Origin of the sequence: Dactylosporangium cerinum (assembly GCF_042653625.1) — a bacterium.
GTDB lineage: Bacteria > Actinomycetota > Actinomycetes > Mycobacteriales > Micromonosporaceae > Dactylosporangium > Dactylosporangium cerinum.
In genome coordinates this window covers 155,421-179,302 of the sequence record NZ_JBHSIU010000041.1, presented here as the reverse complement: position 1 = coordinate 179,302, position 23,882 = coordinate 155,421, and the positions used below count along the sequence as shown (strand labels likewise).

19 protein-coding genes and 1 pseudogene are annotated in these 23,882 nt (G+C 69.0%); 8 read left to right on the top strand and 12 right to left on the bottom strand.

The window, feature by feature from the left end:
* The first annotated feature begins 58 nt into the window (after positions 1-58).
* On the top strand, positions 59-784 hold the full coding sequence (locus ACFPIJ_RS29770) for a DUF4184 family protein (protein WP_380119686.1): 726 nt from the start codon (positions 59-61) through the stop codon (positions 782-784).
* 288 nt (positions 785-1,072) lie between these two features.
* Here ACFPIJ_RS29770 and ACFPIJ_RS29765 read toward each other — a convergent pair whose 3' ends face one another.
* The 4 genes and pseudogenes from ACFPIJ_RS29765 to ACFPIJ_RS29750 form a co-directional block, all read right to left on the bottom strand.
* Positions 1,073-2,170, bottom strand: a complete 1,098-nt coding sequence (locus ACFPIJ_RS29765; RefSeq protein WP_380119684.1) for an integrase core domain-containing protein — start codon at positions 2,168-2,170, stop codon at positions 1,073-1,075.
* Positions 2,171-2,329: 159 nt separating this feature from the next.
* A complete protein-coding gene (locus ACFPIJ_RS29760) occupies positions 2,330-2,974 on the bottom strand; it encodes a DedA family protein (RefSeq protein WP_380119682.1) in 645 nt (214 codons plus the stop codon).
* A gap of 130 nt (positions 2,975-3,104) precedes the next feature.
* Complete coding sequence (locus tag ACFPIJ_RS29755; RefSeq protein ID WP_380119680.1) at positions 3,105-5,039, bottom strand: glycoside hydrolase family 15 protein; 1,935 nt, start codon at positions 5,037-5,039, stop codon at positions 3,105-3,107.
* Positions 4,963-6,750, bottom strand: a pseudogene (locus ACFPIJ_RS29750) (sensor histidine kinase); the annotation flags it as partial. The gene ACFPIJ_RS29755 and the pseudogene ACFPIJ_RS29750, both read right to left, overlap by 77 nt.
* A 645-nt stretch (positions 6,751-7,395) precedes the next feature.
* Here ACFPIJ_RS29750 and ACFPIJ_RS29745 point away from each other — a divergent pair.
* Positions 7,396-7,896: a hypothetical protein gene (locus tag ACFPIJ_RS29745; RefSeq protein WP_380119678.1), complete on the top strand. Its 501-nt coding sequence runs from the start codon at positions 7,396-7,398 to the stop codon at positions 7,894-7,896.
* Between the two features lie 60 nt (positions 7,897-7,956).
* On the opposite strand, the gene ACFPIJ_RS29740 is transcribed toward ACFPIJ_RS29745, so the two are convergent.
* The 5 genes from ACFPIJ_RS29740 to ACFPIJ_RS29720 form a co-directional block, all read right to left on the bottom strand.
* Positions 7,957-9,315 carry a YncE family protein gene (locus ACFPIJ_RS29740; RefSeq protein ID WP_380119676.1) on the bottom strand — a complete coding sequence of 453 codons (1,359 nt, stop codon included), beginning with the start codon at positions 9,313-9,315 and terminating at the stop codon, positions 7,957-7,959.
* A gap of 261 nt (positions 9,316-9,576) precedes the next feature.
* The gene (locus ACFPIJ_RS29735; RefSeq protein WP_380119674.1) at positions 9,577-10,323 is read right to left on the bottom strand and encodes an SCO6880 family protein; all 747 of its coding nucleotides are present in this window, start codon (positions 10,321-10,323) and stop codon (positions 9,577-9,579) included.
* A gap of 5 nt (positions 10,324-10,328) precedes the next feature.
* Positions 10,329-11,708 (bottom strand): hypothetical protein, encoded by a 1,380-nt coding sequence (locus ACFPIJ_RS29730; RefSeq protein WP_380119672.1) that lies wholly within the window; start codon positions 11,706-11,708, stop codon positions 10,329-10,331.
* A 32-nt stretch (positions 11,709-11,740) separates the two neighbouring features.
* Positions 11,741-12,478, bottom strand: a complete 738-nt coding sequence (locus ACFPIJ_RS29725; protein ID WP_380119670.1) for a DUF8175 domain-containg protein — start codon at positions 12,476-12,478, stop codon at positions 11,741-11,743.
* A 3-nt stretch (positions 12,479-12,481) separates the two neighbouring features.
* Positions 12,482-12,784, bottom strand: a complete 303-nt coding sequence (locus tag ACFPIJ_RS29720; protein WP_380119669.1) for a hypothetical protein — start codon at positions 12,782-12,784, stop codon at positions 12,482-12,484.
* Between the two features lie 409 nt (positions 12,785-13,193).
* Between ACFPIJ_RS29720 and ACFPIJ_RS29715 the strand changes: the two genes are divergently transcribed.
* Entirely contained in the window at positions 13,194-14,255 is a 1,062-nt protein-coding gene (locus ACFPIJ_RS29715; protein ID WP_380119667.1) for a C40 family peptidase, read from the top strand.
* Between the two features lie 353 nt (positions 14,256-14,608).
* Here ACFPIJ_RS29715 and ACFPIJ_RS29710 read toward each other — a convergent pair whose 3' ends face one another.
* Entirely contained in the window at positions 14,609-15,016 is a 408-nt protein-coding gene (locus ACFPIJ_RS29710) for an ester cyclase (protein WP_380119665.1), read from the bottom strand.
* 82 nt (positions 15,017-15,098) lie between these two features.
* Here ACFPIJ_RS29710 and ACFPIJ_RS29705 point away from each other — a divergent pair, with 82 nt between their 5' ends.
* From ACFPIJ_RS29705 to ACFPIJ_RS29690, 4 genes are all read left to right on the top strand, one after another.
* Complete coding sequence (locus ACFPIJ_RS29705) at positions 15,099-15,686, top strand: hypothetical protein (protein WP_380119663.1); 588 nt, start codon at positions 15,099-15,101, stop codon at positions 15,684-15,686.
* Positions 15,687-15,872: 186 nt separating this feature from the next.
* A complete protein-coding gene (locus tag ACFPIJ_RS29700) occupies positions 15,873-16,196 on the top strand; it encodes a trypco2 family protein (protein ID WP_380119661.1) in 324 nt (107 codons plus the stop codon).
* 37 nt (positions 16,197-16,233) lie between these two features.
* Entirely contained in the window at positions 16,234-20,115 is a 3,882-nt protein-coding gene (locus ACFPIJ_RS29695) for a trypsin-like peptidase domain-containing protein (RefSeq protein ID WP_380119659.1), read from the top strand.
* A 232-nt stretch (positions 20,116-20,347) separates the two neighbouring features.
* Positions 20,348-20,758 carry a hypothetical protein gene (locus tag ACFPIJ_RS29690; protein ID WP_380119657.1) on the top strand — a complete coding sequence of 137 codons (411 nt, stop codon included), beginning with the start codon at positions 20,348-20,350 and terminating at the stop codon, positions 20,756-20,758.
* A 204-nt stretch (positions 20,759-20,962) separates the two neighbouring features.
* On the opposite strand, the gene ACFPIJ_RS29685 is transcribed toward ACFPIJ_RS29690, so the two are convergent.
* Both ACFPIJ_RS29685 and ACFPIJ_RS29680 read right to left on the bottom strand, forming a co-directional pair.
* Entirely contained in the window at positions 20,963-21,556 is a 594-nt protein-coding gene (locus ACFPIJ_RS29685) for an integrase core domain-containing protein (protein ID WP_380119655.1), read from the bottom strand.
* A gap of 701 nt (positions 21,557-22,257) precedes the next feature.
* Positions 22,258-23,148 (bottom strand): alpha/beta fold hydrolase, encoded by an 891-nt coding sequence (locus ACFPIJ_RS29680; RefSeq protein WP_380119653.1) that lies wholly within the window; start codon positions 23,146-23,148, stop codon positions 22,258-22,260.
* A 98-nt stretch (positions 23,149-23,246) separates the two neighbouring features.
* On the opposite strand from ACFPIJ_RS29680, the gene ACFPIJ_RS29675 reads away from it, so the two are divergent.
* On the top strand, positions 23,247-23,855 hold the full coding sequence (locus ACFPIJ_RS29675; protein ID WP_380119651.1) for a TetR/AcrR family transcriptional regulator: 609 nt from the start codon (positions 23,247-23,249) through the stop codon (positions 23,853-23,855).
* The last annotated feature ends 27 nt before the right edge of the window (positions 23,856-23,882 follow it).

Sequence of the window (23,882 nt, the reverse complement as noted above, 5' to 3'; positions counted from 1 at the left end):
ACACGATCTCCACGGCGTCGGCACCCGGCCCGCACGGTTTGCCGTTACCGTCGCGGTGGTGCCCCTGACGTTTCCGACCCATCCCGCCGCCGTGCTGCCGTTGAAGCTGTGGCGCCCGCGCTGGTTCGACGAGATCGCGCTCGTGATCGGGTCGATGGCGCCGGACCTCGCGTATGCCCTGGACGGCTCCGGGCTGCCGGTCTGGCCGCTGTCGCACCAGGTCCGCGGGCTGCTCCTGTGGTGCCTGCCGGTCACCCTCGCCGCGACCTGGCTGATCCGCCGGGTCGCGCCGGTGGTGGCGGCGCACCTGCCGGGCTGGCGGCCCCTCGCCCTCGCCGACTACGGCGCGCTCGGCCGGTTCCGGCCCGGATGGCGGGTCGCCGTGTCCTCGGCGCTGCTCGGCGCGGCCAGCCACCTCGCGCTGGACCGGCTCGAGGCCGTCGCGCCCGTGTCGGAGTACGCGATGCACGTCCTCGGCGCCGCCGGTCTGCTCGCGATCGTCGTGGTGATCGGCCGGGGGCGGCTGGTGCGCCAATGGCATGGTGAACCGCCGCCGGTGCGCCGCCGGTTGGGGCTGTTCTGGACGGTTGCCGTCGCCGTCACCCTCGCCGCCGCCGCCACCGTTCCGTTCCTGCCGGCGGCGGGGCTGGTGCACACCAGCCTGACCCGGTTGATGTGCGCGGTCGCCGCCGGTCTGCTCGCCGGGTCGTTCGCGTGTGCGGTGAGTTCCTGGTTCGCCAGGCGGACGGCGTTCGGCTCTCTCGCCTCGCGTCCGGTGGACTGAGCCCCGCGTTCCGTGGACTAAGCCCCTTGTCTGGGGGTCAAGGGGTCGTGGGTTCGAATCCCGCCGTCCCGACACTGTGAGCTGGGAATATTCAAGCTCATGATGTACACATTGGACAGTTCTTGTTAGCGCGCGCTAACGGAGGCGCTAACAATAATTCGGCTAAAATCGGGCATAGTGCCCTGGTCGGCGCCGGGTTGGTCCCTTTTGGGCACATCGCACTTGACCCAAAATCAAGTGCTGTCAGTGTCGCGGGGTTGTACCTGCCGAAAATGTCATCCGGGCAGATCAGGCGGCATGTTCGTACTCGTGCAGGATGCCGCCGAGGCGGTCACGTCGATGGATGTTTAGGTGGGTGAGCCGGTGCGGGTCGGTGATCGGTTCGGGTAGCGGTGTGAGTGGCCGGGCGTTGGCGATGCCCTGATGAGGTCTGTGCTCGTTGTAGAAGACTTCGTACTCGCGTAGCGCGTGCAGCAGGTGTCGCTGGTTGAGGATCAAAGTCCGGTCGAGTAGTTCGCGCCGGCAGGTGCGCACCCAGCGTTCCATCACCGCGTTCATCCGGGGCATCCGGACGCCGCTGAGCACAACGGTGATGCCGGCGTCGGCGAGGATGGTGTCGAACAGGGCCGGGTACTTGCCGTCCCGGTCGCGAATGAGGTGTTTCGCCCGGCAGCCGGCGTCTTCGAGATCCATGACGAGGTTACGGGTGCTCTGGGTCACCCAGGCGGCGGTCGGGTGCGCGGTCGCGCCGAGGATCCGGACACGACGGCTGGCATGCTCGATCACGGCCAGGATGTACATCCTGTTGCCCGCGAGCGTGACCGTCTCGAGGAAGTCCACTGCCAGCAGCGCCTCGGCCTGTGAGCGCAGGAACTGCGTCCAGGTCGTGGCGGCCCGCTCGGGTGCGGGGTCGACGCCGGCCTCGCGCAGGATCTCCCATACGGTGGATGCGGCGACCTTGATCCCGAGGACCAGCAGTTCCCCGTGCACCCTGCGGTAGCCCCACGACGGGTTCTCCGCCACCAGGCGCAGCACCAGCGCGCGAATCGAGCGCACGGTCGGCGGCCGGCCTCGCCGCCGGGGCCGCGACGCCCTCGCGTGGCGGCGTGCGACGAGGTCACGGTGCCAGCGCAGGACCGTGTCCGGTCGCACTAGCAGCCGCAGGTGGTGCAGGCTGGGCCGGGGCACCTGGTGCAGCAGTGCGGCCAGCCAGGCCCGGTCGGCCGCATCGAACCGCACCCGCTGCCCGCCGAGTTGCCGGTGCAGCACCCCGAGCTGATGGCGCAGGGCCAGGATTTCCGCGTCCTTGTCCCGATCGGAGCCGGGCAGCAGCCGCAGCAGAGCGAACGCGTTCGTGATCCCCAGGTACGCCAATCGCAGCAGCACGAGCCAGCATCATCGCACAGCCGCCACCGATGCTGAGTGAGGAGCGCAAGGCAGTGCGAACCCAGATCGGCGTTTCAGGACTCGGACGGCCTCTGACCAGTCCGGACGTACTTTTCGGCAGGCACAGCGTCCGCCACCGCGGGCGCAGTCACGTGAACCTCAGGAGTCGGTTGGGTCGGGTTCGTGGTCTCGTACGCTTCGGCGTTGCCGACGGTGCCGTCGAACGGTCCATGCGGTAACGCCGAGGATGAGCAGGAGTGCGGCGACCACGGTGGTGACGCTGCCGAAGGTGTTCTCGACGGCGGTGTAGGAGTTGCCGGCCAGGTAGCCGAGCAGGACGCTGCCGGCGCCCCAGACCAGTCCGCCAAAGGCGTTGTACGTGAGGAACCGGAGGTAGGGCATGTGTGAGGTGCCGGCCAGGAACGGCATCACCGCACGGAGGTACGCGACGAACCTGCCGCCGACGACAGCGGGTCCGCCTTGGCGTGCGAGCTTTGAACGAGCGACGTCGATTCGTGCGCTGCGCTGGCGCAGCGGGCGCAGACGCAGCAGCCGTACACCGTAGCGGGCGCCGATCTCGTAGCCGACGCTGTCGCCGACGATCGCGGCGACGACGACAACCGTGCACATGAGGCCCAGCGACACGTTGCCGCGGCTGGCCGCGACGCCGCCGAGGATCGCGGCCGCCTCGCCGGGCAGCACGAACCCCACTAACAGAGCGTCTTCGGCGAAGACCAGCAGTCCGACGATCGCGTACACGGCCGTGCCGTGCAATCCGAGCAACTGGTCCAGGAACCTGGTCATGGCGCCATCATCGCGAGAACTCATGGCTTTCGCCGTGGAAGCTCCGCGTATCGTCAGCCAGCCCGGGCCGGGCACCTGCTGGTACCACCCGGCACAGGTCTCGATGGCCACGTCCACCGCAGTGAATGCGTCACCGGCGTGCCCGGATCAGCTGATCCAGCCGCATCGCCGCATTGATGAGCGCGAGGTGGCTGAACGCCTGCGGGAAGTTGCCCAGCTGCTCGCCGGTCGGTCCGATCTCCTCCGAATAGAGTCCGAGTGGGTTGCTGTAGGTGAGCATCTTCTCGAACGTCAGCCGCGCCTCGCTCAACCGGCCGGAGCTGGCCAGCGCCTCGACGTACCAGAAGGTGCACATCGAGAACGTCCCCTCGGCACCCGGCAGACCGTCCGGTGACGCCTCCGGGTCGTAGCGATACACCAGACTGTCGGACACCAGGTGCCGGTCGATCGCGTCTAGGGTCGACCGCCACCGCGGATCTCTCGGAGACACGAAGCCGACCAGTGGCATGTACAGCATTGCCGCGTCCAGCACTGGGCTGTTGTACCGCTGGACGAACGCCTTCTGCTCGGGATCCCAGCCGCGCTCCATCATCTGCTGGTACACCTTGTTGCGCTGGGCCATCCACCGGGGCATGTCGCCCGGCAGCCCGAACGATCGGGACAACCGCATCGCCCGGTCAAACGCGACCCAGCTCATCACCCGGCTGTAGGTGTGGTCCTGCCGCCCGCCTCGCGTCTCCCAGATCCCGTCGTCGGGCCGATCCCAGTTGTCGCACAGCCAGTCGACGTCGGCGGCCAGGTAGTGCCACGCGTCCCACCATGGCTGGAGCCCGCACTTGCCTGCGCGGTACACCGCGTCGAGCACCTCCCCGTAGATGTCGAGCTGCAACTGCTCGGCGGCGTGGTTGCCGATGCGCACCGGCCGGGAGTCCTGGTACCCGTCGAGGTGCGGCAATGAGTGTTCGGGTAGGTCGGCTCCGCCGTCCACCCGGTACAGGACGTGCACCGGTTCGTGTTTGCGTCCTGCGTCGGCGAGCCGATCGGTAAGCCAGACCAGGAATGCCTCCGCCTCTTCGGTGTAGTCCAGCCCGAGCAGTGCCTGCACCGAGAGGGAGGCGTCACGAATCCAGGTGTACCGGTAGTCCCAGTTCCGCTCGCCGCCGACGTGCTCGGGTAGGCCTGCCGTCGGTGCCGCGATCAGCGCACCGGTCGGCGCGTAGGTCATCAGCTTCAGCGCGATCGCCGACCGTTCGACCATCTCTTGCCAGCGACCCTGGTATTTCGACCGCCCGATCCAGGAGCACCAGAAATTGCGCGTCAGCTCGTACATGTGCCACATCTCTTCGATAGGCACGATGTGCGGCGGTCCGCCCGGGCTGGTCTCCAGTACCACCCCGCCGCTATCGCCGGCGCTCGCCTCGTGGACCAGCCGAAACCCCCGTTCGGTGCGCTGTTTGGTGTACGAGCCGTTCCTGCTCATGGGGTTCAGGTTGAGCCCCTCCGACGCGCTGCGGAACGCCTGCCCGTCTTCAAGGAGCGCGGTCTCGTGGTCGACGCGGCCGTAGTCGAAGCGCGGCTCGCACTCGAAAACGAAGCGCCCGTGGCCCCGGACGATCCGCAGGATCCGCAGGATCCGGTGCTGGTCGGTCGCCTTGTTACCGGTGATCGGCATGAAGTCGAGCAGCTCGCCGACGCCTTCCGGGCTCATGAATCGGGTGATCAGAATCGCGGTCCCGGGCAGGTACAGCTGGCGGTTATGGCACGGCACATGCGGCCGTGCTGGCTCTCGGTTGTCGTTACAGAGTTGATCGGCGGTGGCCACATGCAAGGCCGTCGTCCGCTGCTCCAGCGCACTACCCTCGGCGAACCGCCGCGCCCGGTCACTCACCCGTCGCCTGCGGGGCGGCGTGAAGCCGCCCGCAGTCGATGTCCGTCGGTAGCGTAATGGACAGTGACGTTCCGTGACCTGCCAAACTTGCGATCTGTAGGTGCCCGCCGAGCGCCTGGACCCGGTCGATAAGACCCAGAAGTCCTGTGCCGCGGGCTTCGTCCGCTCCCCCGACACCGTCGTCGCGGACCGAGACCACGAGGACCTCGCGCCCGGTCGCGCGGTCGGCGGTGATGTCCACATCGACCTCGGCCGAGGAGGCGTGCGCGTGCTTGGCCACGTTCGTGAGCGCCTCCGACACGACGTAGTACGCGGCCACTTCGACGCAGTCGGGCAGTCGGCGCTTCGGGCCAGGGCTGACCGCGACCGGTACAGGGGACCGGCGGGCGAGCGCCTTGATCGCGGACCCGAGGCCGCTCTGGGACAGCAGGACCGGGTGGAGGCCGCGCGAGATCTCCTGCAGATCCTCAAAGACGGTTGCCAGGCCTTCAGTCGTCCGGCCGAGCCGCTCCTTGACCTCGTCGAGATCGCCCGGCAGCAGCGCCTCGGCCTCGCGGAGTTCCAGGCCGAGTGACACCAGGCGCTGCTGGACGCCGTCGTGCAGGTTGCGTTCGATGCTGCGGCGGGCCTCGTCGGCGGCCACGACGATCCGGGCACGCGACGCGGTGAGCTCCGCCCGGCTCTGGGTGTTCGCGACCGCGGTCGCGACGAGCTCGGTGAACTGCGCCAGCCGCTCCTCGGCGTCGGATGGCGGCGGCGCGGGCCGGGCCCACAGCACCACGAGCGCGCCCCACACGCGACCGTCCACCTTGATCGGCGCGGCGACCGACGAACGGAACCTCTCATTGCGCGCCAGGTCGGCGAGCCCGCCGCGGCGGTCGTCGTAGCTGTCCACCCGGGCCGGACGGGAGCTGCGCAGCACCAGCTCGGTGACGCCGCCTGCGACGGCAAGCCGCCGGCCCAGCAGGGGCTCGATGCCGGGCTTGCTGTATTCGGCGGCGACGGTAACGGTGCCGGGGGTCTCCTCGCGCATCAGCCTGGTGGCGTCCGCGTCCAGCAGCGACGCCGTCTCCGTGGCGACCGCGGCGACCACGTCGGCCGGCGGTACACCGTGCGCGACGAGCACTGCCACCTGCCGTAGGCTCGCCTGCTCCGTCGCGAGCGCGCGCAGCTCGTCCCGGCTCGTCCGCAGGGCGCTACCCATCGCCTCGCGCTCGATCGCGGCCAGCAGCACTCTCTCCAGTTCGGGCACCACCCGTTCGCGCAGCCGCCGCAGGATCGGCTCCGGCAGGTCAGCGGGAACGACGAGGTTGCCGGTCCGCGAGCGGCACCGCAGCGGCAACGCCACTCGGGGCTCATCGCCCGGGACGGTGTCGAACTCGATTGCCGCATACGGTAGCTGCAGCGCTCGCGCCAGGCGGCGCGATGCCTCCGGCAACACCGACCGCAGCTCGTCCGCGCCCAGCATGAGCCGGGCCGTTTCGGCGTGGAGTTCGGCCTCCTGGCGGCGTTCGGCCACCTCGACCGCTCGGACACGGGCAAGCCGGGCCATCGAGCCAGCGAGTGCCGCCATGACGAGAAATAACGCCAGTGCCACCCACTCCCGCGTCTGTTTGATCTCAAGGTGGCGAACGGGCGGGACGTACAAGACGTTGTAGGCGACTGCACTGGCCACCGTCACCGCCACCGCAAGCCACAGGCCCCAAATCCAGGAGACCACCAGCAGGCCAAGAAGGAAGATCACCACTGAGCCGTTCCGCATTCCGAGGAATCCGAGCGCATCGGCCAGCAGCATCTCGACCACGACGAACAGCGCCCCGGCCGCGATCCCCAGCGCAAGTGGCGGCGGCTTCGTCCGCACCAGCCAACCCGCCAGGTCTCCCTGCATCACGGCCCCCTTCTCCTACTAGACGTACCAGCTCGACGTACCCGGCGCACACACGTGCTCACGCTATGCCGATCACCGATCACGACCGAGTGACGCATCGGGTGACCAACCGACCCGTCGACCGACCCGACATCGAACAACGTTTGTAACTGCCGAGAATGCCATCCGGGCAGGTCAGGCGGCATGCTCGTATTCGCGATGAGCGACGCCCGGGGTCGGGTTCATCGCACCCCTGGCCGCGAAACGGGTCCCGGCCGGGCTGTTCGCCGCGCTCGACCCGGCCGCTGCCATGCCGGTGGACTACGTCGCGGCCCGCGATTTGGGCAAGCCAGCCGACCGGCGCGGCGCCTACCGCGTCTGCGAGGACGTCATGAACCTGCCCGGGCCACGGAAAACCGATCCGGTGCACCAACTGCGGCGGGTCCTGGTGCACTCCACCGCGAACCAGACCGCCGCGGGCAAGGCCCGCACGCTGAAACTCGGCAAGGCCGCCACCGGACTGGACACCCTGGTCCGCACCGCCAGCACCCGGTACTACCCGACACCGCCGCGGTCACCGCCAAAGCCGAGCAGATCAGCCGGGACCGCCGCATCGGCGGCTACCTACGCACCCGCATCACCGAACACCCCGACACCGGCAAGCCCGTGTTCGCCTGGCACTACGACCAGGACGCCATCCAGGGCGAGGCCGCCACCGACGGCTGGTACACGCTGCTGTCCAACCTGCCCCCGGCCGACGCCGACCCCGCCGAAATCCTGCGCCGACACAAGAACCAGCCCGCCGTGGAACAGGGCTACGCCACCATCAAAGGAACCCTCGCGGTCGCACCCATGTTCTTGCAACACAACCGGCGGATCACCGCACTCATCACCGTCATCTGCCTCGCCCTGCTCATCTTCAGCCTCATCGAACGAGAAGTCCGCACCAACCTCGCCGCGCAGGGCCACACCGACATGGTCGGGTTCTACGGCTACGACAACCGTCCCGCCCGACCCACCGGCCGACTCATCCTGCAAGCCCTCCACGACCTCCGCCTCATCCCCGCCCACAACCAGCAACCACCCAAAATCCCGCACCCCGGATGGCTACAGGCCCAACTCCTCACCCTCCTCAACGTCGACCCCACCCAACCACGCTGGCCATGAACCACCGCTCAACACCACGTGCGAAAGACAGGGGTCCCCGACCAGCGTCGGCACGTCTCGTCATGAGGCCGGTCTGACGATCACCCGGTCCCAGCGGTTGCCGAAGAACTGCAGGTAGGCGCTCGCCTCGGGGATCGCACCGGCGGCGTTGCTGGTCGCCGAGAGCAGGGCCGTCGTGTCGTGACCGCGCGCGGCATAGACCGTGAACCGTCGGTTCGGCGGCAGCCCGCGGACGTCGACGATGACCTCGTCCAGGCCCGGCAGGGAGCGGACCTGCGCGGTACCGGTTCCGTCGCTGTTCTGGACGTCCACCTTCAGCACCTCGTTACGCTGGTCCAGACCTTGACGGCTCAGGTTCGCGGTGCTGCCGGCGGTGGAGCGGGCCACGTAGACCAGTGCCATCGGCGACTGGCCGGCCCGCAGCGTCTGGACCACCTTCATCGACCGCGTGTCGATGACCTCGACGCCGTCGGAGTACTGCATCGCCACGTACATCCGGCTGTTGTCCGGACTGGGCCAGATGCCGTGCGGCCCGGCGCCCTTGTGCTGGATCCGCCGCACGAGAGTGGGCGGCTTCCCACCGGGGTCCCTCCGGTACACGAGCGTCTGGTCGAGGTCACCGACGGTCATGTAGGCGTACTCCACGCCACCGACGGTGACGAAGTTCGGGTGGTTGGTCCGCGGGCCGGTGTCCAGGACCGCCTGCACCTTGTACGTCTGCGCGTTCAGCACCGTCGTCGTCCGCCCGTTGTTCGGCATCCCCAGCCAGATCTCCCGCCCGTCGGGCGAGATCGCCTCGTCGGACGAGCCACCCGCAGCGGTGGGGATCGGCACGCGGGTGACGATCCGGCGGGCGGCCACGTCGATGACATCCAGGGCGCTCGCGCGCAGGTGGTTGACGTACGCCAGCTTCCCGTCGGGGCTGAACACCACCTTCGACGGGCCGTCCTCGGAGACGATCCGGTCGAGCACCTTCTCGTTGCGCCAGTCGATGACCGCGATGGTGTCCTGCCCGCGCTCGGCGACCCACAGCTCCTTGCCGTCCGGGGAGAAGAACCCCTCGTGCGGGGCGCGGCCGAGGTAGATCGTGTGGACGACCTTGTTCGTGGCGGTGTCCACGACGTGTGCGGCGTTGGTGGTCACGTCGATCACGTCAAGGTAGCGGCCGTCGCGAGAGAAGCCGAGCCCGTGGACGTCGAGCTGCCCGTCGTACATCGCGCCGAGCACGTCGGCGCTGGTGTCCATCCGCACGCTGCCCAGCGGGATGGTGCCGAGGACCTTGTTCGCCCGAGGGTCGATCACCGTCACGGTGTTGGAGGTCTGGTCCGCGGTATACACGCGGTCGTTGGACGTGATCGGCCTGGCCGCTTGCAAAGGCGGCGGGAGGAGCAGCGCGGCGACGAGGAGGGACCGCAACATCACCATGCGCTACCCGGACCGGTCGGTGGTTAACGAAAACCGCTACGCTTCGGCAGCGGGATGGCGAGGGCCAGCAGCGATCCCGCCGACGCGACTGTCCGGATGATGTTCCGGCGCACCCTGTCGCCTCGAAGCTCGCCCGTACCGCTGCGAGATCCTGGATCCGGTCCACCGGACTGGCGGCCTCCAGCTGGTTGTTGAGTGGCATGTTGACGGCCGCCGTGACGACGAAGGCCACCCCGTAGAGTACGACCACGGCGATCAGCCACGGCAGCAGATGGCGCTGGGCGCCGCCGAGGTGCAGCAGGACCGCTCTGCCGGGGTCGCCGACCCGGACAAGATGGCCCGCCTCGACATACGAAGACGCGACCGCCTCGGCGGCATCCTCCACGAGTACGAGCATGCCGCCTGACCTGCACGGACGAGGTTTTCGGCAAGAGCAGGGGCGGTGTCGACGGTGACCGCGATCCATCGCACGGTCGGCAGGTAGCCGAGGCTGGCCAGCCAGGAGCCCCAGTTCGCGACCCACCGCTCGGCCTGGCCGGGGTCGACGAGCCACGTGGAGGTGGCGGCCACGCGCAGGGTGACGGTCATGGTGCCGAGCCGGCGGTGCCACACGACGCCGTAGTCACCGGCCGGGTCCGTCACTGACAGCAGGGTGGTCGGTGCCAGCACGCCCGGCAGCTGCCAGCCGTGCGGGTGCGCCGCGGTCACCCCGGACCGGTAGGCGGTGTAGCCGCGGGCGGATCCCCACCCCCAGCGGATGCGCTGCAGTAGCCCGTGCAGCAACGGCACACCGTCCCAGCGCAAGACGGTCCCGCCGATGAGCAGCAGTGCAGGCCCGGCGACGATCATGCCGACCGTCCGGTCGACGGACACCGAGATGATCAGGACCGTCAACGCGATGACGACCATGAGCGTCTGCGCCGACCCCAGGCCCATCAGCCCGATGCCGCGACTTCGGCGCCAGCCGCCGTACGTTCGTACCTGGCCTTCGGATGCGGTCATGATGGTCACGCCTCCTTCGTGGGGTCGTCGAGGGCGTTGGCGGCAGCGTTGGCGGCGGCGCCGGCGGCCTTGGTGACCGTGCCGACCACTTCGGTTGCACCGGCGACCGCGAGCCCGGCCGGTCCCGCTGCTGCTGCGGCACCCGTCGCTGCCGTGGGGGCGGTGGCGGTGCTGGAAGCGGCAGCGCCCGCCGGGTCCCCGGCCGAGGTGATGTTGGCGACCTTGCCTGAGCCGGCTTCGCCGACGAACGCCGGCGGCTTGAGCCCTCCGCCGGGCCCTGGCCCGCCGCCCGAGCCGGGTCCTTGCCCGGGTGTCGGGCCGCGGCCGGGTTTGGGCGGGTCGCGGTCGTCCGGACCCAAGCCGGGGCCGGACGGTCCGGGACCGGGGTCGGCGCCGCCGGTCGGCCGGCCGGCTGCCCGGTCGAACGTGTCGGCGAGGTAGCGGGCGTGCATGCCAGCGTCGAAACCGCCCAGCATCGACGACGCCGCGTGCATGCCGGCCGCTCCAGCGGTGGCGAACATGCCGAGACCCCCGTTGCCGGACTGGAGCGAGCCGACGGACCAGTTGAAGAACTTCATCAGCACGGGCAGCGCGACCAGGGCGATCACCATCATGGCCAGGCCCACAAACAGGATCCGTGGATCCTTCGAGGTGTTCTCGCCGGTGACCCAGATCGCGGTGGCGTACACCATGGCCGCCATCGGCTTGTAGAAGATCAACGCGAGTTGCCAGGCGAGCAGCTTGTTCTTCCACCCGTTGGTGGCATTGGTGAAGCTGCCCGCCGCGGCCAGCGGCGTCAGCGCGGCGAGGACAACGACGGAGCCGTCGCGGAACAGCATCAGGAACGCCTGGGTCAGCGACGCGACCATGGCGAGGGTGGCGGCCAGAATCACGACGATCTGCGGGAAGCCGCCGCCCGAGGCCGGCACGGCGAGGGCACCTAGCCGTTTGCCGAGGCTGGGTTCGCCGACCGACTGCAGCGCGGCGTTCAAGACTGCGGTGCTGAACTGGTCGCAGCCGGTCAGCAGCAGTTGGGTGCCGAAGATCCCGACGGCCGCCCACAGCGACGTGTTCCACAGTCCCCGCAGCACGTTCACCAGGGGGGCGGGCTTGCGGGTCAGCACCATCACGATGGCCTGCCAGAGGATGCCTCCGACGGCGACCGCCGCGGTGATCGGCATGATGAGGGCACGCAGGTGCGTGACGGCGTCGATCGGTGTCGACGATGCGGTGATCTGCTGCGGGTCGGGGTACAGGCTCAGTGACGGCACCGCCACCCACCAGGTAGCGCAGATGTCGATCGTCCACAACGCCGCGGTGATCATCATCTGTTCGAGCTGACCGAAGAAGCTGTTGGCGACCGCCGTCGAGACGGCCTCGGCCACACACTTGGTGTCCCACGGGGCGCACACAGCGATCAGCCCCCCGCCGGGAAGCCGGTGTAGCCGGCGGTCGTCGAGACGAGGACCACTGCGGTGTTCCAGTCCCCGCCGTGCGGCGCCTGCAGCGCCCAGTCGCCATCGACCCACCGCATCTGGGCGGACAGCGCCACCCGGGCTGGGCCGGACTGCCCCGGCCCTTCGATGAGCAGGCCAACCTCGATGACGTCGGGCAATGCGGACCCGATCCGGTAGCCGGTGACAGTCGAGTACAGCTGGCCGACCGGCTCGCCCGCCGCGACGCCGAACTGTGCCCGCAGCTCCTGGTACTCCTCCTCCAGGGCCGCGAGCAGCCGGTTCGCCTCAGGGCCGACGACCTGCTCGCGGAGGGTGGGCTCGAACACAGCCGGACCGGCCTGCGGCGACAGCCGCACGCTGATGTGCGCGGCGGCGAAGACCGCGCCCATCGGGGTGTGCGCGAATCCGCGGGCACGGCCGGCGCTCGTGTCGCGTGGCCCGTCCGCGCCTGCGGGCAGGTGCGCCCCGGCGACGGTGACCCACTCCAGAGCGGCCGGTGTCGTCGGCCCGGGTTGCGGTGCTGACTGAGCGGCGGTCGCGGTGCTGGCCGATGGCGGCGCGGGCGCCGGGTTGCCCCGGCGCCCTACCGTCGCGACGAGTCCGCCGACGACGGCAACCACAATCAGAACAACGGCCGCCACCGCTGCCACCAGGGCGCGGGTGCGCCGTCTGGCCGCCAGGGTGATGTCGTCCGTCATGGCCTACAGCACCGCCCCGACGACCGTGGCGGCGACCGCGCCGAGCGTGAGGCCACCCAGTACCCATGGGATGCCGGTGGCGCCGTCAACCGCGGTCGAGCTGCGGTTACGACGACCCATGATCATCATGCCGGCGCAGATGAACATGCCGAGGATGCCGGCCACGATCAGCGCCCACTTGGCCCAGCCGAGCAACTGGGTGACCAGGAACCCGAGACCGGGGATCTCGATAGCGCCCGGGTCCAGGTCTGCCGGCTCAGGGGCGGCCAGCACGTTCAACGCGACGTCTGCCAGATGTGTGAGCACGTGTGCGCTCCTTCGTCCAGATGACCCACCCCAGTGGCGGGTCGTGACCTGGACGATCAGCCGGAGGTGTGGACGAAAGCGTTGGCGCACAAGGTGATGGGAGCGCTACGGGCGTTACGGGTAGCGCCACCACCCACCGTTGACGGGTTCGGTAGAGCGGTCACCGATGCCGAGGAGCGGCCATGTCTGTCACATCACCATCGCCCGCCGAAACGCACTCCACCTCCACCGTGGACCGTGCCCAGGTCGGCGTCGGCGCCTGTCTCCGGCATTCCGATGCGGGCCGTCGGCCTGTCGCGGACGGCAGTGCAGGCCGGCGCGGCGCGAGCCGCGACCGCGCGCTCGGCGGCGGCCGGAGTGTTGCGCGGTGAGCGGCCAGGATCAGACGGGAGGGGCCGGGACGCGATGGGTGGTCATCGCTGGCCTGATCGTGTCGCTGGTCGTCGGTGGCTGTTGCTGCGGCGGGTTCGTGCTGGCGGCCTCGGCAGGGTCGGTCGGGACGATCCAGGCCGCCCAGACAGGTGGCGGTGACGGCAACCAGCTACGCCCCGACGCGCCGGTACCCGCGCAGTACCTCGCCTACGTGCGGGCGGCCGGCGCGCTGTGCCCGTCGATCGGGCCGGCTGACATCGCCGCCCAGCTCGACCTGGAATCGAGCTGGAACCCCAACGCCTACACCGACATCGGCGAGGTACCAGCGAAGGGCATCGCGCAGTTCACCGACGCCACCTGGCAGACCTGGGGGTACGACTACGACCGCAACGGCGTCAGCTCGCCGTACGACGCCGGTGACGCGATCCTCGCCCAAGGGCACCTCATGTGTGACCTGGTCACCTGGGCCGAAACCAACCTCGCCAACGGTCGCCTCGTCGGCAACCCGCTCGACGTGGCGTGGGCGGCGTACTTCGCCGGCCGCGGCGGCATCCTCGCCGCGGGCGGGGTTCCGGCCTCCGGTCTCGCGCACGACTATCCGCAACAGATTCGTAGTCGGCTACCGAAGTACGCCGTCGACACCGGCGGCGACGGCCTGCCCAACGGCGGTGGCGGCATCCCGCCCGGCTACACCCTGCCGACCGACGCGCAGCAGGCCGCCGCCGTGTCCTTCGCCCTCGCCCAGCTCGGCAAGCCCTACGTGTTCGGCGCCGAAGGCCCGGACAGCTACGACTGCTCGGGCCTGATGATGCAGGCGTGGGCGCATGCCGGGGTGCGCATCCCGCGCGTCACCGGCGATCAGGTCCACACCGGCGTCGCGGTGGCAGGGCTTGACGCGATGCAGCCGGGCGACCTGATCCTCATCCCCGGTTCCAACGGCTCGATGAAGCGTCCGGGCCATGTGGGCATGTACATCGGCCGCGGCGGCGACGGCCGGCAGTACCTCGTCCAAGCACCGCATACCGGCGACGTCGTCAAGATCACGCCCGTTGCGAACTTCAAGCCTGTTGCGGCCATCCGCCGCCCGCTTACCCGCTGACGAAGCTGTATGTAGATTGTCAAAATCGATGTCCCATTGTCAGATGAGATGACCACAGTTTGTCCCTTGGGCCAACTCGATGAGAACCACGTCGCGCCACAACGTCCGTCCGTTATCGGCGGGCTGGCAGAATCCCAGTGTTCCTGGCGTTGACACGGCCAATTCTCGGCTGGTTTGACGACTACTGGCTCATTTATGGCGCTTGGTATGAATCTCGTCTCAGGAGAGTTGGCGGTTCTCAGTGGATCAACGAGGTCGCCGTCAGCGGGCGCGGTTGGTCGTGTGGTGGTGACGTGTGTGGCGGTCCAAGGCGACAGTCGGATATGGCCACGTCGGGTACTTGGTCGAATCGGTCAGCTAGGCAATGCGCCGACCTGTTTGGCCAGACCGATGTCGTCTCGGACGGCCCAGTGTTCGGCTAGCAGGCCGTCGCGGACCCGGAAGATGTGGATGTGCGTCCATGAGAACGGCTTGCCGCTGGGCTCCACCGGGCCGAGTTGGGGCAGGAATCGGCCGGTCTGGCGGCCGGTTACGGTGAGATGGACCGCGACGTGTTCGCCATCGACCAGCACGTGCTCGATCGTGGTGCGTGTGTCGCTGAAGCCGTCAGCCAGTTTGCTCAGGATGTCTTTCCACCACTGGATGCCGGACTGCTGTCCCACGTGGTCGTAGACGTCAGGCGCCAAGATCTTGTCAAGCTGGTCGAAGGCGCCGGTCTGAAGTATCTCGATGTAGCGGTGCACCAGTTCGCGGGGGTCCATACACAGCTCCGTGTCTTACAAGTCCTAACAGAATGATCTAGGGTCTTCCGTCCTTTGTGGACGATGATCTACCGTGTTGACCGTGCGGAAGGGCGAGCAGCCACCATGGATCGTGCCGGACGGGTTGTGGGAGCGGATCGAGCCGCTGTTGCCCCAGCATCCGCGGCGGTCGCCGACGGCCTCCGCCGGTGCGGGATCCCGCACTGGGACCGTGACGCGGGCGTGGGCGCTCGGGATCGATCGGGAGGTGATGCTGCTGGTGCGGTGGGAGTACGACATCGACGTCGAGGGCCGCGACCTCGGGTTCGTCCTGGCCCGGGCCAGCGTGCGGATCCATCCACCGCCGCACCAATGGGAGATCGACCACGGCGGCTTCGCCAGACTGTTCCCGCTCTCGTCCTTCGACGCCCTGACCGGGTTGGACTCCGCCTTCTATTCGACCAACCGCGCGCAGGTCACTGTGTTCGGCCTCGCCGGCGACCGGTTCCAGGCGCTCGCCGGTGCGCTCAACACACTGCAACGCCCGGTGCTGGCCGACATACTGCAGCCCGGCGAGATATTCGTCAGCATGGCGACGGTCCGCGATGCCTGGATGACCAACTGGACCAATTCCCTGACCATCAAGACGGTCTCTGAGACCAACGTCCTGTACCGCGCCGCCGCGCACTAACCTGAGGTGCCCTGCGTGTCCCGGACAGTGACCAAGCCGGTCTTCTATGCTGCGAGCTGCGGTTGTCGAGTCGACATCGTGAGGCTTGTCTGGTCCAGGGTTGCACTTCGCAGTGTGATGTCGTAGGCACGTGGCCGGGGGTGTCGGCGTTGATGATTACCGGCAACAGCTGGAGGAGGAGGATGTATGGGTGCCGATGTGGAGGGGTTGGGGTTGGCGGAGGCGATTGCCGTGTTGCGGGATGAGTTGCTGCGGGCGCGGGCGGCGGGTGCGGGTTCTGGGGTGCAGTTGCCGGTGGAGTCGATGACGGTGGAGTTGACCGTGACGGCGTCTCGGTCGGTGGATGGTAAGGCGGGGTTCAAGGTGCCCTTTGTGGAGGTGGAGTTGGGTGGTGGGGGTAGTCGGGGGCGCGGGTTGACACAGACGGTGACGGTGGTGTTCGGGTCGCCGGTTGATGATGAGGGCCGGCCGGTGCGGGTGGCGCGGGCTGATGACGAGTTGAAGGGCTGACGATCCGGTGGGTGTGCCGTCGTTGGCGGATCGGTTGGTGGAGGTGATCGCTGATCGTGGGGCTGGGGCGGTGGGGGGCCGGTATCGGTACGGCTCCGGCTGCCTGGTGGCGGGCAGGACGGTCCTGACGGCGGCGCACGTGGTGGTCGGCGCGGCGGCGGTGTGGGTGCGTGATGTGGGCAAGCGCCGGTTCCAGGCCGTGATCGATGCGGGGTTTGTCCACGAGGTTGAGGGTGAGTCGGATCTGGCATTGATTGAGGCTGATGTGCCCGGTCCCGGGTTGCCGGCGATGCCGTTGGGGCGGGTGGTGCGTGACGGGGCGGGCCCGGGTGTGGTGGAGCGGTGTCATGCGGTGGGGTATCCGTGGTTCGCCGAGTCGCCGTCGCCGGGGGCGGTGCGTGAGGTGGTCGACGCGGTCGGGGAAATCCCGGTGTTGTCGAGGCTGGTCAGCGGTAGGTTGAGCCTGGTGGTGTCTGTTGCGCCGCGGCCGTTGCCGCAGGCGGAGGTGCGGTTGGGTAACTCGCCGTGGTCGGGAATGTCTGGCGCACCGGTGATCACCGCGGAGGGGTTGTTGCTGGGGGTCGTCATCGAGCACGCTGATCGGGAGGGCCCGTCGGCGATCACGGTGGCCCCGTTGACGGCCGTGGATTCCGCTGCCGGCCGGTCGGATGCCAACTTACGGCCGCCGGCGCAGTGGTGGAGCCGGCTGGGGGTGGCGGGCCCGCAGGCTCTGCGTCCGGTGCCGGCGCCGATGGGTGGGGTGCACGAGGCGCCCTATTGGGCGACTTTGCGGCAGTTCGGTCGCACGCTGCATGCGCGGATGCCGCAGCTGGTCGGGCGGGAACGGGAACTGATCGAGATCAGCCGGTTCGCCACCGGTGATGAGCCTTACCGATGGTTGGTGGGTGGGGCATACGTGGGGAAGACGGCGTTGTTGTTTGAGGCGGTGACCGCGGGTCTGTCGGCTGAGGTGGACATCGTGGCCTACTTCCTGTCCCGGCGTGCCTCGGACGCCGACAGCAGCCGGTTCGTCGCCGCTGTGTTGCCGCAGCTGGCGGCCATGTGCGGGCAGCCACCGCCATCGATGGTGAACGTGGACCAGTTCCTGATGCTATGGGAGGCGGCGGTCGCGCGGGCGAGGAATCAGCGTCGGCATCTGCTGCTCGTCGTTGACGGGCTCGATGAGGATCTCCGCCCCACCAGCACGCCGAGCGTGGCCAGTCTGCTGCCAACCCTTGCCGGAGGATGGGCGCATGTGCTGGTAGCCAGCCGCCCCAACCCGCAGCTGCCCGATGATGTGGAGGACGGGCACCCGCTGCGCAGGGTGACCCCGATCCCGGTGACACCGTTCCCAGGCTCGACGGCGTTGGCGGCGAAAGCCCGGGAGGAGATCAACGCAGCGATCAGCGGCGCAAACGCCGACCGGGCAGCAGACCTGTTCGGCGTCTTGACCGCCGCCGCCGGTCCGCTGACCGTGGCCGATCTCACGGTACTGGCGGCAAGTCTCGACGGAGCCGACGGCGTATCGCTGGCGGCGTTGCGGCGACGGGTGTACCGGTTCGTCACCGAGGAAGCCGCAAGGAGCCTAGAACCAGTCGGGCCAGCCGATCGGCCGGGGTACCAGTTCGCGCACGCCTCGTTGCTGGAGCACGCCCAGAGCAGTGTGGAGTTGGCCGACCCGGTGTACCGGCGGCGCATCCATGCCTGGGCGTCGCAATGGCGCGCGGCCGGCTGGCCGGTCACCGACGACCCAGTCACGACGACGCCGCGGTATCTGCTCGACAGCTATCCCGCCAGCCTCACCACAGAGCCGGAAGAGTTGGCCGCGTTGGTAAGTGACCCGGGCTGGGTCGATGCCGCGATCAGCTGCATTGGCGTGGACCCGGTCCTGGCGGACCTGCGCCGCGCCGAAGCCATCCAGCGCCAAGGTCAGGGACGCACGGTGCTCACCGAACTGGTGACGGTCGTCAGCGCACAGGCATACCACCTCCGTCGCCCGCCACCGGCGCAACCGGACTACATCGCACGGCAGTTGTGCCTGCACGCGGTCGAACTCGGCGCAGACGAGATCGCCGAACAGCTCCGCATTCGCATCCGCGGTCGCGGCCGAGCCGCGATGGTGCCGATCTGGACCACACGCCGTGCCAGCCCAGCCCTAATTGAACAGCTGGGCCACGACCGCTGGGTGCATGCGTTGGGCGTGCTGCCGGACGGACGGGTGATCATCGGCGACGATGACGGTCGGGTCCTGGTATGGGACCCGGGCCAGCACGGCGCCGGCCCGCAGGAGCTGGGCCACCACGACTTCGGGGTGAAGGCGGTGGCTGTGCCGCCGGACGGGCGGGTGGTCACCGGCGGCGACGACAGTCGGGTCCTGGTATGGGACCCGGGCCAGCCCGGCGCCGGCCCGCAGGAGCTGGGCCGCCACGAAGGCCCGGTGTACGCGGTTGGGTTGCTGCCGTATGGGCGGATTGTTACCGGCGGCCACGACGGTCGGGTCCTGGTATGGGACCCGGGCCAGCCCGGCGCCGGCCCGCAGGAGCTGGGCCGCCACGACTTCGGGGTGGAGGCGGTGGCTGTGTTGCCGGACGGGCGGGTGGTGACCGGCGGCCACGACGGTCGGGTCCTGGTATGGGACCCGGGCCAGCCCGGCGCTGGCCCGCACGAGCTGGGCCGCCACGATGAAACTGTGGAGGCCGTGGGGATACTGCCAGACAGGCGGGTGGTCACCGCCGGCGACGGCGGTCTTGTCCTGGTATGGGACCTAAGCCGGCCGGGCACTGGTCCGCAGGAGCTGGGCCGCCACGACGGCAGGGTGTTTGCGGTGGGGATACTGCCGGACGGGCGGGTGGTCACGGGCGGCCACGACGGTCTTGTCCTGGCGTGGGACCCAAGCCAGCCGGGCACCGGTCCGCAGGAGCTGGGCCGCCACGACGCCACGGTGTGGGCGGTGGGGATATTGCCGGACGGGCGGGTGGTCACCGGCAGCGACGACTACCGGGCGCTGGTGTGGGACCCCAATCAGGCTGGCGCAGACCCACCGGAGCTGGGCCGCCACGACGCCACTGTGGAGGCACTGGGGTTACTGCCGGACGGGCGGGTGGTCACCGCCGGCGACGACGGTCGGGTCCTGGTATGGGACCCAAGCCAGCCAGGCACCGGCCCGCAGGAGCTGGGCCGCCAAGACGCCACTGTGGAGGCCGTGGGGATACTGCCGGACGGGCGGGTGGTCACCGCCGGCGACGACGGTCGGGTCCTGGTATGGGACCCAAGCCAGCCAGGCACCGGCCCGCAGGAGCTGGGCCGCCACGACGGCAGGGTGCTTGCGGTGGGAATAATGCCGAACGGGCGGGTAATCAGCGGCGGCGAGGACGGTCTTGTCCTGGTGTGGGACCCAGCCCGGCCTGGCGCCGGTCCGCAGGAACTGGGCCGCCACGACGGGTCGGTGTGGGCCGTGGGGGCCCTGCCGGACGGGCGGGTGGTCACCGGCGGCAACGACTGCCGCGTGCTGGTGTGGGATCCCGATCAGCCCGGCACCAGCTCGCAGGAGCTGGGCCGCCACGACGACACAGTGTTTGCGATGGGGATACTGCCGGACGGGCGGGTGGTGACCGGTGGAATTGACTGTCTTGTCCTGATGTGGGACCCGGGCCGGCCTGGCGCCGGTCGGCGGGAGCTGGGCCGCCACGACGGCTACGTGCGGGCGGTGGGAGTGCTGGCGGACGGGCGGGTGGCCACCGCCGGCGCCGAAGGTCGGGTCCTGGTGTGGGACCCAGCGACCGGTCGCATCACCGATCAGCTCGACACGAGCCTCAAGACACTCGCAGCGCAGGTAGTCGACCCACAGGTAGCCACACTCGTGATCGCCCACGAACGAACAGGCTTCACCGTCTGGGCCATCACTATTTCCAATTCGTGACCTGCACGCAGCTACGGTGCGGGGTTCCAAAACCTGTCGGGCTCGTAAATGCGGGTCGGGCCTGTGACATGCGCTTTTGTGCGAGGTCTGCCCCCCGGGTTCCGCAGTTCGTGGTCAAATGATCATGCGAATCTGGACTTTGAGCAGGGAAAATCGACGGGTGTCTAGAGATGGTCGTGTGTCCACGCCCTGCGGGGTTCCAAAACCTCGTTACCATGGTTGACCTGGACAGATGCAGCGCCGTCCCCGTCGTCAGGCATCATCGTTACGTATTTCGCTACGCCTGCTCTACCTCGTGTTCTGCCGCACCGTGGGCTGGCTCGCGCTCCTCGCCCGTACCAGCGCGGCCAAAGATATAGAGATCTTGGTCCTGCGTCATGAGAACGCGGTCCTGCGCCGCCAGAACCCGAAACCGCGTCTGGACTGGGCCGACCGAGCGGTGCTCGCCGCCCTGATCAAGCTCTTGCCTCGGGCGTTGAAGGTGCATCGGCTCGTCACCCCGGCCGCGGTCATGCGGTGGCACCGGCGGCTGGTCGCCCGGCACTGGACATATCCCCACCGACCGGGGCGCCCACCGGTCGACCCGGTCGTGACCGGGCTGATCGAACAGATGGCCCGCGACAATCCCGGCTGGGGCTTGTAGGTGCCGAGAACCTCATCCGCGCAGGTCAGCGTAGTTATAGGCAGCTCGAACGAGCGCCGCTGCGCAGCTGGAGTTGAACGCGTTCAAGTTTGTGTCGATAGCGCGTTGAACGCGTTCAGCTCCCGCCGTCACTGAGCACCCTCATCAACCCTGTACCGTGCCAAAACGGTGCTCACGCTTGTGAGCTGGGGATTTGCGAGTGGATCACGCGGTCCGGCGGTATTCGTTGATCGTGCCGCCGAGAACCCGTCGCCGGTGGATCGGCTTGTCGATCGCGATGACCGCGCCGGGGTCGTGGTCGGGTGGATGCTGGTCCAGGCTCTGGTGCGGCCGGTGCCGGTCGAAGTGGTCCTCATAGTCGTGGAGCACGGTGTGGGCGTGCTGTTCGTTGTAGATCGGTACCCGGTCGGTGCACTCGGCCCTGACGCTGCGCACGAAGCGTTCGGCGAACGCGTTTGCCCGTGGTGTGCGGGGAGGGGTCTTCACGACGTCGATGCCTTCGGCTGCGAACACGGCGTCGAAGGATGCGGTGAACTTGGCGTCGCGGTCGCGGATCAGGAACCGGAACGCGCTGATCCGATCGTCGAGGTCGATGATCAGGTTACGGGCCAGTTGGGTGGTCCACGCGGCGGTCGGGTGGGCGGTGACACCGAGAATGTGCACCCGCCGGGTCGTGATCTCCATGACGAACAGCACATACAACCGTCGCAGCGCGATGGTGTCGATGTGGAAGAAGTCGGTCGCCGGCAGCCCGGACGCCTGCGCGTAGGAATGTCCGCCAACTGGTGTCGATCTCACGCGGGGCAGGCCCGACCCTCGATCGGGCGAGGATACGACGGACGGTGCCGGCGCCGATCCGATGGCCGAGCCCGACGAGCTCACCTTGGATGCGCCGATGCCCCCAGCCGGGATTCTCCCTGGCCAAGCGCAGAACCAGGTCACGGATCTCGTCGCTGATCCGTGGCCGTCCCTGCTGGTTCGGATAGGTCCAGTGCCGGCGAACCAGCCGGCGGTGCCAGGCCAACAGGGTCGCCGGGGTGACGATCCGGTGTTTCCACAGTTCCTGCGGCAGCGCCTGGGCCAGCGCGGACAACACCGCCCGCTCCCTGCCCCACTGTCGCGAAACAGCAGTTCACACCCTGTGCGACGAGTTTTGGCGCGGTACAGGGTGTGGGCCGGCATCCATCGGTGCCTGTACAACGCCGCGCTGGAAGAGCGCCGCGAGGCGTGGCACAAATGCAGGATTTCGATCCGCTACGGTGACCAGTCCGCACAGCTCAAGGACATCCGCAGGGCGGATCCTGACGCCTGGGTTCCACAGATGCCTTGATCGACTAGTCCACGGACCTGAGGCGTGACCTGCGGGAACACGGCTTCGGCCGCCTAGCGGGCGTGTCACTAGGCGGTCGGGTTCGTGCTGGTCAGATTAGAGCCTGCTCCGGGCGGCGACGGGCAGGTGGTCGCTGCCGGTGCTCGGCGCGGTTTCGCGGATGACCGGGTCAGGCCAGGGTTTCGGCCTGCTCGATGAACTCGATGGTCCGCTCGGCGACGAGGTCCGGGCAGTACACCGGCAGGTCGTGGCCAGCACCGGGAACGATCTCGACGCGAGCGGCGGGCAGCTGCGCCCGGATCCGACTCGCCACCTGCTCCGCGTCGTACATCTGGCTCCGCTCGCCGAACAGGGCCAGGGTCGGCACGGTGATCCCGCGCAGGTCGTCGTCGGTGAGCGTGGGGGGCGCGGGCAGCCGGCGGCGGAAGCCCATCGTCACCGCGGCCAGGCGCATGAGGTCGTCGTCGCGGAGGGTGGCGTTGCGCAGCGGTCGAGCGAGGCGTCGTCGCAGGGGCGCGTGGGTGAGCCCCGCGAGTCCGCCGGCGATCACCCACATCATGAAACGGCCGGTGACCCGCCCGAAGCCCGCGGGATCCAGCAGCGTGACCGTGGCAGCGCGCCCGGGCACGTGAAGGGCGTTTTGCACGGCGATCCACCCGCCGTAGGAACAGCCCACCAGGTGCGCGCGCGTGACACCCAACGTGGTGAGCACCTCGTCGAGCCAGCCGGCCAGCTCGCGGCCGGTGCCGATCGGCACCCGCTGGTCGGAGGCGCCCGGCTCGCCGACGGTGTCGATGGCGATCACTGGACGGGCCCTGCTCAGCTGAGCGATGTGGCGGTGCCACATCAGCGAGTTGCCGCCGGCGCCCGACAGCAGTACCACGGGAGTGCCGTCGGTCCGCCCCGACCGGTAGACGCGGGTGCTGCCGAAGGAGGTGACGACGTCGAGCGATTCGTGGGCGGCAGGCCACAGCCGGTCGAACGTCTGCGTGTAGGTCGCCAGGAACTTCGCGCGCGCCTGGTCGCTGGTGAACGCGCTGATCCGCTGCTGCTCCGTCATCATCCGCCTCCGCTCCCTTTGATGATACAAGCGTATCATCAAAGGGATGCTGTGATGAAGTGGTCCGCACCGCGACCGCCGCCTGTGGATGGAGCACCATGCCGAAACGCGTCGATCACGACCTGCGGCGCCGGCAGATCGGCGAGGCGCTGCTGCGTATAGCCAGCACGCGCGGCCTGCAGGCGGCAAGCATGCGCGACGTGGCGGCCGAGGCCGGGGTGTCCCTACGGCTGGTGCAGTACTACTTCCACACCAAGACCGAGTTGCTGCTCGGCGCGCTCGGCTACCTCGGCGAGCAGCTGTCCGCCCGCGTCGAGCAGAGCATCCGCGCTCTCGGCACGCCGCCGACCCCGCGTGGCGTCATCTACGGCACCCTCAGCGCGATCCTGCCCACCGACGCCGAGGGCCGACGGCTGACCAGGACCTACGCGGCCTACTACGCGCTGGCCCTCGCCGAGCCAGCCCTCGGCGCCGCGCACGGCGCCACCTACCCGGACCTGCTGGAACGCTTCCTCGCCGGACACCTGCGTACGGCGCAGCAGGCCGGCCAGGTCGACGCCGACCTCGACACGCCGACCGTAGTGGCCGGACTTCTCGCACTGACCAACGGCCTGGGCTCCAGCATCCTCGGCGGCCAGCGCGACGGCGATGCGGCGCTGGCCATCCTCACCTACCACCTCGATCGCCTGTTCGACCCCAAGTCGTGACCGGTGGGGGCGTGTGGAGAACGTGCG